9 protein-coding genes are annotated in these 10,648 nt (G+C 45.9%); 5 read left to right on the forward strand and 4 right to left on the reverse strand.

The window, feature by feature from the left end; all coding sequences use genetic code 11:
• Positions 1 to 3: 3 nt before the first annotated feature.
• Positions 4 to 561, reverse strand: a complete 558-nt coding sequence (locus EKM92_RS11745; protein ID WP_125711022.1) for a LysE family transporter — start codon at positions 559 to 561, stop codon at positions 4 to 6.
• Positions 562 to 671: 110 nt separating this feature from the next.
• On the opposite strand from EKM92_RS11745, the gene EKM92_RS11750 reads away from it, so the two are divergent.
• The gene (locus EKM92_RS11750; protein ID WP_125711025.1) at positions 672 to 1,073 is read left to right on the forward strand and encodes a MarR family winged helix-turn-helix transcriptional regulator; all 402 of its coding nucleotides are present in this window, start codon (positions 672 to 674) and stop codon (positions 1,071 to 1,073) included.
• Positions 1,074 to 1,097: 24 nt separating this feature from the next.
• Here the strand turns inward: EKM92_RS11750 and msrA are convergent, their stop codons facing one another.
• Complete coding sequence (gene msrA, locus EKM92_RS11755; protein ID WP_125711027.1) at positions 1,098 to 1,889, reverse strand: peptide-methionine (S)-S-oxide reductase MsrA; 792 nt, start codon at positions 1,887 to 1,889, stop codon at positions 1,098 to 1,100.
• Positions 1,890 to 2,016: 127 nt separating this feature from the next.
• On the opposite strand from msrA, the gene EKM92_RS11760 reads away from it, so the two are divergent.
• Complete coding sequence (locus EKM92_RS11760; protein ID WP_125711029.1) at positions 2,017 to 3,597, forward strand: hypothetical protein; 1,581 nt, start codon at positions 2,017 to 2,019, stop codon at positions 3,595 to 3,597.
• Positions 3,598 to 3,645: 48 nt separating this feature from the next.
• On the opposite strand, the gene EKM92_RS11765 is transcribed toward EKM92_RS11760, so the two are convergent.
• Both EKM92_RS11765 and EKM92_RS11770 read right to left on the reverse strand, forming a co-directional pair.
• On the reverse strand, positions 3,646 to 4,239 hold the full coding sequence (locus tag EKM92_RS11765) for a DUF1648 domain-containing protein (RefSeq protein WP_125711031.1): 594 nt from the start codon (positions 4,237 to 4,239) through the stop codon (positions 3,646 to 3,648).
• Positions 4,223 to 4,504, reverse strand: coding sequence for an autorepressor SdpR family transcription factor (locus EKM92_RS11770; RefSeq protein WP_125711033.1), 282 nt, complete (start codon positions 4,502 to 4,504; stop codon positions 4,223 to 4,225). Before EKM92_RS11770 ends, EKM92_RS11765 begins: the two co-directional genes overlap by 17 nt.
• 286 nt (positions 4,505 to 4,790) lie before the next feature.
• Here EKM92_RS11770 and EKM92_RS11775 point away from each other — a divergent pair, with 286 nt between their 5' ends.
• From EKM92_RS11775 to EKM92_RS11785, 3 genes are all read left to right on the forward strand, one after another.
• A complete protein-coding gene (locus EKM92_RS11775) occupies positions 4,791 to 6,155 on the forward strand; it encodes an Nramp family divalent metal transporter (protein WP_225420803.1) in 1,365 nt (454 codons plus the stop codon).
• Between the two features lie 121 nt (positions 6,156 to 6,276).
• The gene (locus EKM92_RS11780) at positions 6,277 to 7,533 is read left to right on the forward strand and encodes an extracellular solute-binding protein (protein ID WP_125711035.1); all 1,257 of its coding nucleotides are present in this window, start codon (positions 6,277 to 6,279) and stop codon (positions 7,531 to 7,533) included.
• 308 nt (positions 7,534 to 7,841) lie between these two features.
• The coding region (locus EKM92_RS11785; protein ID WP_164509991.1) for a KxYKxGKxW signal peptide domain-containing protein at positions 7,842 to 10,648 on the forward strand (2,807 nt) is incomplete at its 3' end.

Below are 10,648 nucleotides of genomic sequence, written 5' to 3' on the forward strand. Positions count from 1 at the left end.
GTGCTACCTCCATAAATCAATGGCTGAGAAAACTAACAATAAGGCGACAAAGCTGTTCACCACGCGAAAGTGTTTTTGATAAAAGGCATTGATCAATTGCCCACCGCCGGTCCACAAAAAGGTCCCGAGGCTGCCGACGATCACCATCAAGGCCCAGCGAGCAGGAATCGTTGAAAGGATACCTGGCAAACTGAATGCACCTAAGCCAGTGATGAAATATAAATACACTTTGATATTGGTCAGCTGCAACAACAACCCGGTGGTGAATGCACCACTTTCAGCAGTTGCATGGTCCGGTCGACTGACTGCCACATGGTAAGCAAGATACAACAAGTAGGCAGAGCCGATGACTTTCATTGCGCCAATAAACGTTGGTGTGTGTTGGAGCCAATCAGCAAAAAGTCCCGCCACAATGCCAATGGCACCCATGCCGACTGCCATCCCGAGATTTAATTGCCATGATTTGGCAAAGCCACGCGTTTGACCAGATACCATCGCCATGATGGTATTAGGTCCTGGGGTAATGGACATGATCACGATAAAACTAATAAATGCAAGCACAGGCAAGCTCCTTTTTAATTGCAAATGCAATGAGTTAATAAAATCGAGTGTACAAGCAAGTAATTGCAAATGCAATGATTTTTTTGTAAACTTATTGCAGGAGGTGGCTTATGTTAGACATTATTCGCGATATCGGCGCCATCACTCGAACGATCCAGATCCGTAGCAATGCTGAATTTCGCCCGCTTGAACTGGATAACAATCGCTTTATTTATTTGATCCGGGTGTGTGAACAACCAGGAATGTTTTTGGGTGCGCTTGCTGATTCCATGCAAATCGATCGCACCACAGCGTTTCGCACGGTGAAAAAACTCGTGGCTGACGGGTGGTTGCGTTTGGAAGCCGATCCAGCAGACAAACGCCTACGTTGTGTATTTCCAACTGAGCGGGCCTTAACCCTTTATCCGCGACTACACGCCTTTGAACAAGCACAATCTGATCATTTGTTGGCGCAGTTAAGTGACTCTGAGCTCAAACGGTTGCGTGCTTTAATGGGCAAGCTGCAAGCATAAGAAAAAGCCTTCAGTTGAAGGCTTTTACGCAAACCATTTGTGCATCCGCCCAGCGAAGCGTTTGATCCATAAAAATTGTTGACGTGTTCGATGGATGCGGGCGTAGCGCTTCGGATGTTTGAGATAAAATTGTTGATGGTAGTTTTCTGCCGGCCAAAATTGAGTCGCAAGACGTATTTCAGTCACGATCGGTTCATGATACAACCGACTGTCGCGCAACGCTTGTTTAGAAGCCTGTGCGATTTTCATTTGTTCTGGAGAGTTGGTGAAGATGATCGGTCGATAAGCCGGTCCGCGGTCATTGATTTGACCTAAAGCATCAGTGGGGTCGCTGAGTTGCCAATACAAATCAAGTAATTGCGTGTAGCTGATCACGTCAGGGTCATAGACCACTTGCACGGCTTCAACATAACCAGTGTCTGTCCCATGGACTTGCGCGTAGGTGGGATGTGGTTGCGTCCCGCCGATATACCCAGATTCAACGGAAATGATCCCAGGGAGCGTTTCAAAAGGTTGCACCAAACACCAAAAACAACCGCCAGCAAAAATTGCATTAGGATAACGCGTTAACGCCTCATCGTGTTTGGCAAAGTTAAAGTAAGAGACAGGAAGATGGCGCAACGTCGCGTAAAAATCGGCAACGTCTGGCGTCAAGTTTTCTCGGCTAGCCAAGGGACGTAGCCCGGCTTCAAGCGTTGACCATGCATGTCGGTCATCTGCTTCTGCTTGGTGCTTTGCCGTTTGTAACAATTGACGTTCAAAGTCAGTCGTCGCTGGATTTAATAACAGTTGATACACCTGATCAAGTGGGGACATGGTGGCCTCCTTTTTAAACTAAAGCGTTTACAATCTAATTGTAATCGATTAAGTTGACAGATGCAACTGGACAGGCAGTCGGCAAACTTGTAAACTAAAACATACGTTCGTATTTTTGGAGGATCGTATGGTCGCACTTAATTTTGAAACGCTACATGCTCAAAATCCTAAATTAACTCACAACTTGTTTACTGCAGGCACTGCACCACATACCACCAAGTTAAAAGCCCGCCGCGATACTTGGATCCAACGTGGCAACGCGGTGCTTGAATTAGCAAAGTTCTGGTACGGCGCGGAAGTTCGTCAAACATTGTGGCAAGCCTTGCGTCCACGGGTTGTCGATTCACGCTTAGCCGCTAAAAAAGACGATTGGTTAGCGCAAGTGGTGGGGATGTGTGATGAATTTGAAGTCAGCGCCGACTTTGCCGAAGGGTTTCAACAACAATGGCCGACGCAAGCAGGTGAATTGACTGATGCCCAACGGCAAATTGCGTTGCAACATGGGTGGCCAAAGAAAGTTGCAGTATGGGTGTTTGATGGCCAAGTCAAACCTCATGCTGCGTTTGATTTGCTACAAGCGCGCGGGTTTCAGCAAAATTTAACAACAATCAGTGAGGCGTTAGGGTTACAAACTGAAGATGAAGGCACGATCTTACGCGCCTTAATGCTTTGTGTGTCACCATTTGTCCCTACGCCTACACCGCTACGTCAATCAGTGGTAGCGCAGGTTCCTCAAGTTAAAAAACCAGTGGCTGAATCTTCATCGACACCAAAAAATCCGCAAACACCGACGTTGCCGCCAGTGTTTATCAAGCAAGTGTTAACGGACCTGCACCAGGTTCAACAACATGGTGGCACGAAGCAAATGATCCTGCCATTGGCGCTAAATCTTGCGTCATTAGTCAATCGGTTGCGGCAAGTTGATCGTTTGCAAGCTGTGGAATTGATTGCGACAACTGTTACCAGCGGCGGCTTGCATGAATTAGCACCGCTGTTAGATCAAGCGTTGCTGATTGATCAAGCGCAGGTGACCATTTTAACGCAAAGTAAGCCGATGAATGCTGCCACGCAAGCAGATCTCAATGAATTATCGCTTGCTGGGGCGCAGCTGTTGACGCCTAAACGTCGCAGCTTAGGAGCAAATGTGATCAAATTGGTGTTTGATCAAGTGACGGTGATGATCATGGGGTCTAGCGATATTACCGCTAGCGATTATCACACCAGTTTACAATTAGACAGTTTGTGGCTCACCAAAGGAGACTTATTAGCAAATTGGTGGGGCGATTTGTGGCCTCATGTCACGCCGTTCATTCCTAAGGTGACCACTGTGACCACCAGAAAAGCAATTTTATCCCGACCAGTCGATGCTTTAGCGAATTTTAAAGCGACCATTGCCCAACTCAAAGATCGCGATACCCATGCGCGAATGACGGCTTGGCTAGCTTATCAACCAAAGCCGCCAGTGGCGATGACTTTAGATGGTCAAGCGTATTTTGCTTTAAGTTTTCCGCAATATGATGTCGTCGTGGTGGATACTTTGGTGCCTAACAATGCGTTGTTTTTCCAAGGGCATGGGCAACTTTCAGTGATTGCCCAAGCGCAAAGTAAACAAGCATTGATCAAACTTGGGGCAAAGCGTGCTTATCACACTGAAGTCCCAATCGGCGTTCGGGTCAGACGGATCTTGCAATCAGGTCAACCGAAATAAAACAATCGCGCAATTGACAAGGTTCACCGTCAATTGCGCGATTTTTAGTTAGATGAATGGCATGATCACTAATACCACGATCATGATCCCTAAGATGACCGCCGAAACGATCGGTGTGAAAAATATGCTGATCAATAATAATAATCCGAAAGCGACCATGACATAGCCGTAACGCCGTAACACTTTTTTAGCATCAGGACGGTTAGCCATGTGGCGCATCGACCATTTGTAGCCGTTATATTCTGCAGGCACCGTCGGCAAGTAGTTTCCCATTGCGATCATGATCGCTGCGACTAATACCACAGCAATGCGGCGAATATCGACATTGTGGCCGAGGTTGATTTGAATGGTCATCAGGTAAGCGACGATGGTGATCACTGGCATGATCCAAATCACCATCCGTTCAAAACGTGGGGCAGTGGTTTTTTTACGTGGGACTAAAATCACGACAGCTTGAAAAATCGCCATCAATACTGGGAGGCCGAAGACCATGAAGGCTTTAGGCATGGTGCCATTGACTTGATTGTTGATCCCCCAGTGGGTCGCCATCGTCTGCGGCAAGCGAGAATACATCGCAAGGCCATAAAGGATCGGCGCCAAAATGATCGGTAAGGTCAACGCTAAGCTAGTTTTTGTTTTCATGAGAATCGCCTCCTAATTGGTAGATCCAAGTCAATAATTCTTCAAATACTGACGCATTTAAAGAATAAATGACAAAGTTTTTGTCTTTGGTTTGGCTGATCAAACCCGCTTCACGCAATAATTTCAAATGATAAGATACGGTAGCTGGCGTCAAGTCGAATTGTTCGGAAATCGCGCCTGCTGTCATGTCTTGTTGACGCAAACATTCTAGAATTGCACGGCGGATAGGGTCAGAAATAGCTTTGAGCGTTTGATTCAGTGCCATGATGCGCCTCCTATTTAGATGTCTCTTTAAATAGATCATAACATCTATTTAGACAAAAGTCTAATTAGCGTCAAAATCACGGCACCATAAATTCTTGAATGACAACCGCGTGAAAGGCTTGTGACGGTAAGATTAAAAAACTTTGGCTCTCCTAAAAAATTGCTTGTATTCACAAGCGTTGAAAGTTATTATATTCTTTGGAAATTGAACGGGCGCTCGACCAAGCGCCTACGCGGAAACCAACAGGTCACCGAATTTCTAACTCAATAGAAAAGAGGTTCATTCTATGAACAAGCATGTCGATGTCGAACGCATTAAAGCTGAAGATGCGATGGCGGATAAGTCATTAGACGAAATCAATGGCTCCGTCGAGGTCCCGAAGAATGCGGGCTTTTTCAAAACCTTAATGGCGTATACAGGACCTGGGATCCTGATCGCTGTGGGGTATATGGATCCAGGTAACTGGATCACCTCAATTGCTGGGGGCGCGCAGTACAAGTACCGGTTACTGGCTGTCGTCTTACTTTCAAGTTTAATTGCGATGCTCTTGCAAGCAATGGCGGCTAAATTAGGGATCGTCACTGGTAAAGATTTAGCCCAGCTCACGCGAGAACATACCAATAAGTTCTGGGGGATCGTATTATGGGTCGTCGCTGAACTTGCCATTATGGCCACTGATATCGCAGAAATTATCGGTTCTGCCATTGCGTTACAGCTCTTATTTAAGATCCCACTTGTCATTGGGATCGTGATCACTGCTTTAGATGTGTTGCTGTTACTGTTATTGATGCGTTTAGGCTTCCGGAAGATCGAAGCAGTCGTGGCCACGTTAGTCGTTGTCATTTTAATGGTGTTTGCTTATGAAGTGTTCTTAGCAAAGCCAAGCATCACTGGTATTTTAAATGGTTATGTCCCAACGAAAGCCATTTTACAAAACCGCGGGATGTTGTATCTGACCTTAGGGATCGTTGGGGCGACGGTCATGCCGCATGATCTGTACTTAGGCAGTTCGATTTCACAAACCCGTAAAGTTGATCGCAGCGATCGCAAAGAACTGGCACAAGCTGTCCGCTTCTCCACGATCGATTCCAACATTCAATTGTTCATGGCCTTCATCGTCAACTCCTTACTGTTGATCTTAGGGGCAGCGTTGTTCTATGGCACCCATTCTAGCCTTGGCCGTTTTGGTGAATTGTTCAATGCGTTGCAAGATTCTTCGATCGTCGGGGCCATCGCCAGTCCAATGTTATCAATGCTTTTCGCAGTTGCATTGCTGGCATCTGGGCAGTCGTCAACCATCACTGGGACGCTTTCTGGTCAGATCATCATGGAAGGCTTTGTCCGTTTAAAGGTGCCGCTGTGGGTTCAACGGGTGGTCACGCGTGGCTTATCCGTGACGCCAGTGTTGATTTTCGCCTTCATTTATCATGGTAATGAAGCTAAAATCGAAGGCCTGCTGACTTTCTCACAAGTGTTCTTAAGTGTCGCTTTACCATTTGCAGTGATCCCGCTGGTACTTTTCACCTCCAACAAGAAATTGATGGGTGAATTTGCCAATCGCACTTGGATCAAGGTGTGTGCTTGGACGGCGACGATCGTGTTGATCGCGTTAAACGTGTACTTGATTTTACAAACTATCGGCATTATGTAATCACATGAAAAGGCGCAGAAGCGTCTTTTTTTGTTGTGCCTCGAAATCGTTTAGGGCCTAAAACTTGACACTGTAACGATACCCGTATACAATCACCTTAAATCGTTCACAGGAGGGTATCATGACAAAAATGAAAATTGGGGTCGCAATTAGCCTACTAGCCGCAGGGGTGTTGGCGATCAGTGGGTGTTCAAGTACTAGTGCCGCCAAGAAAACGGCGACCAAGCCAGTAACGATTACATACTGGCACCGCATGACCGGCAGTTGGAATACCGCTCAACAAAAAATGATCAAAGATTTCAATGCCTCACAATCAAAATATAAAGTGGTGGCCCAATCAATGGGAAGTTACGACGCACTTCAACAAAAGATAATGGCTGCGGCCAAGTCCAAGACGTTGCCGACAATGGCGCAAGCACCAAATACCAATATCGGTGATTACGCCAAAACCGGGTTGATCCAACCATTTGCGTTATCGCAAAAGACCTTGGCAAAAGTTTATCCGAGTTTCTTAGCTGGTGGACAATATCAAGATAAGCAATACGGCGTGCCTTACTCAGTGTCCACTCAGGTGATGTTTGTCAACACTGATCTGGTCAAACAATATCATTTGACGATCCCGAAGACTTGGGATGAGGTTGAGCAAATGGGTCCAACGTTGGCGAAGTCAGGGGTCGCGACGATCGCTTTAGATGCTTCTTATGATGTGGCGCTTGAATCTATGGCGCATGAAGCTGGCAGTCCATTGATCACAGCCACGCGCAAAGCCAACCTCGACAGCGCCAAGACTTTAGCTCAAGTGGATCGGTTGTTATCGTTGCGAAAAGCGGGAATTTTGTCCACGGCAGGTAGCGATGGCTACTTCTCCACCGCTTTCTTCAATAAGAAGGCGGTATTTGGGATCGCCAGTTCTGCCTCGATCCCAGTTATCCAACAACAAGCTCCGAAATCTTTACATTGGACCACAACGCAGATCCCAAGTGTCAACGGTTCGCATCAAGGGGTGTTAAACGGCAACTACAATGTGGTGTTCAAGTCTGCTTCTAAAGCTCAATTGGCAGGGGCGGCAGCCTTCCAGAAATTCTTGTTACAACCCAAGCAAGCAGCATATTGGGCTGAAAAGTCCGGTTATGTTCCAGTGACCCCTGCAGCAGTTCAAAGCAGCGACTACCAGAACTTCTTGGCAGACAACGCCGGCTTTAAGGCTGCGGTGAAAGCCAGCGATGATAGCTTTGCATCTACGGTGTTTGCTGGGTATGGTGATTATCGCAACGCGTTGCTTGATACTGTTGACGCAACGTTAACGAAAAACACTGACGGCGAAACCGCTTTTAAAGCTTTGCAATCAAAAACAGAAAATATTTTATCTGATAATTAATTAAAAAGTACAACAAAATAAGCCGTGCAGTTAGATACTGTACGGCTTGTTTGTATGCAATTTAGTCGAATCATCGTCGTATATTTGTTCACATGAGGGACCAATTAGACGATTCAAACCCACTAAACACAAGCTTTTCCCTTGTTAGAAAATTTTCAACAAAAAATTTGTTCCCACAATTGACAGGCTTATTAATAAATGATTTAATGTAGGCGTAAGTTAATGTATAGACATTTTTAATTGAATAATTTGTTTGTTTCGTCGATGACGTGATCTTGGGAGATCTGTCACTGCTTGGGGGTTTGAAAATGAGACAACATATGACTGACGAGAAAGTCCACTACAAGTTATATAAAGATGGAAAGAATTGGGTCCCAGCAAGTATGGCAACTGGCATTGCCATTCCAGTCGCGCTGTTTTCTGCGGCCTTTTTGAGTCCAAATCAAGGGGTGCAAGCGACTAGTGATGACAAAGGATACAGTTATCCGGAAGTTGCTGTGGAAGCAAATTGGGCACCTGATGTTGCAAAAATCTTACCAGATGCCTTTAAAGATGGCGAGTTATACGATGCCACAGTAAATGGCCACAGTTCTGTTACGGTCAATGGTGACCAAATGAAGATCATTGAAGCGGCAGGGATGAAACTGACTTTAAAAGACGATCGCTGGGAACTAGCCCCTGCGTCAGATCGCAATAAAGTTGATTTCAATACCGTGTTGCAAGGTATCGGTTTCCCCACTGCAGCCATTGCGGCAGTTAATGGCGGTGCAACCGATGGTCAAGATATTCAAACCATTATCAGTTTTGTTCAAAGTCATGGGATCCAAACCATGAATGGTGGCGTCACCTCATCTACTAACGGCGGGGTGCAAAATACCTTGTTGTCTGGAAGCGGCCTTGATATGGGCGGTAGTCGCAATGTCAGCGCGACTACCAAGCCGATCGGGAGTACCAAGTACAGTTCAATTGTCAGTGGTCCTTTGAATAAATTAGGTCCTGATAACGGTTCACCGGCTGGGAATACCTTGATTGCCGACGGTGGGACTCTTCAAGGCACAACCAGTTTACCTAATTCATTAGTGGATGTTTGCAACCGCTTTGATTTTACTGATGGCTCTTTTGCTCAAGCAATGGGGTCACTGCGCAATGCCGTAGAAAAGATCAACAGTTATTTGACGACAGTTTCGTCACCAGATTCCGTGCAAGTAAAAGATCAGTATGACCAAGGCTTAGGGCATTTTGATTTTTCAAAAGCGACGCAAGACAGTAACGGCGATTACATTTTTGTATTAAATTCAGATGCATTTACCCCTGCTGGCATGTTGCGAGTCGATTTTAGTCATCAAGAAGCCTATAAAGGCGGCAACGTGATTCTATTGGTCACCGGGACCTCAAGCTTGAACTTTAGTGGTCAAGCTGACACCTTCTCCACCAACAGTTCTTTCATCAAAAATGGTCATTTATTCGTTGCCATTCCCAATGGCAACGAAATTAACTTTGGAAACTCTGGTACTGACAAAACCAATGAAGTTAATTTGCTGGCACCAACTTCAACGATCAACTCTGAAGAAGTCGGCGCTAATGGCTTGGTCGGTGTCATCAATGGGAAAGCCAATCCTTCGTCGCCCATTGATGGTGGTGGGAATGGTTATGTCAATCCCGGTGACGGCACAGATACACTGACGCCAACTGATGACCACACACAAACGCCGCCTGCAGGTGACCCTAAACAAACGACTCCGCCTACTGATACGAATACGACGCCAGAGGGTGGCGGTAATACAACCACGCCTGAGACGTCAAAATCCAAAACCATTACCGTCAATCAGAAAATTACCACATCAGTATCCAATTCTGGGAAAATCAAACCAAGCGATATTCCAGTAGGCGACCTCCCAACTAATACCCAAACCAAATCAACAAGTTTTACCGCGACCGTTAAAGACGATGGCACTGTTTCGTATACCAACGCAGACGGTAGTATTCCTGAAGATGCGCTTTTTGACGATGTGCCTGTTGACACAACTACAAAAATCGGCGACACCACCTATACTGTCCAAGTGACTGGTACGCTGACTGACAACTCTGGCCTTGAGGAAGATACGTTAGATGCTAAAGCGGTCACTGATCAAATCGGACAAGCCACTGATGGCACCACGCTGAACTGGAACATTGCGGTGGTTTACTTCCCATCCAGTACCAGCAAGTCTGGTACTTTGACCGTTACCGATCACGTTGACTATCAATTTGATCTTGATGATGACGATAGTGATGAAAAGCTGTTGCCAGACGACTTTGATCGCACTGCAACGCTAACGTATACGCAAAAGACTGATTCGCAAGGCAATAAATCCTACAGTGACTGGGCTGTTACATCTGGGCTCAAGCTTTTTGAGGTGCCAATTCTTAAAGGGTATCAAGTTGAACTCGAAGACGGTGCAACAAATAATGCACCATTAACTGATGCTGCTTTATTAAACATGGTTGAAAATGCACCAGATCCTCTTGCGATGACTGATACTTACACCGACATTGTCTACACGCCAATTCCACAAATTGATCAAAATAAACCTGATAATCATAAACAAGACGATGGTCCGCGAGTGAAGACCCAAGTACCAACGGACAAAACGCCATTTACGACTGGCGAAAATTTGCAAAAGCAATCTGACTTGCATCAGTTAGATGATGGTGTGCAAGTAAAGACCCAGGTGCCAACAGGCAACACGCCGCATACGTATGGCGATAATTTGCATAAACTTGATACGGGTGTGCAAGTGAAGACGCAGGTACCTACAGACAAAACGCCATTTACGACTGGTGAAAACTTGCAAAAGCAATCTGACTTGCATCAGTTAGATGATGGTGTGCAAGTAAAGACCCAGGTGCCAACAGGCAACACGCCGCATACGTATGGCGATAATTTGCATAAACTTGATACGGGTGTGCAAGTGAAGACGCAGGTACCAACAGACAACACGCCATTTACGACTGGTGAAAACTTGCAAAAGCAATCTGACTTGCATCAGTTAGATGATGGTGTGCAAGTAAAGACCCAGGTGCCAACAGGCAACACGCCGCATACGTATGGCGATAATTTGCATAAACTTGATAC

The sequence above is a fragment of the Lacticaseibacillus porcinae genome, from assembly GCF_003946305.1.
GTDB classification, from domain to species: Bacteria; Bacillota; Bacilli; order Lactobacillales; family Lactobacillaceae; genus Lacticaseibacillus; species Lacticaseibacillus porcinae.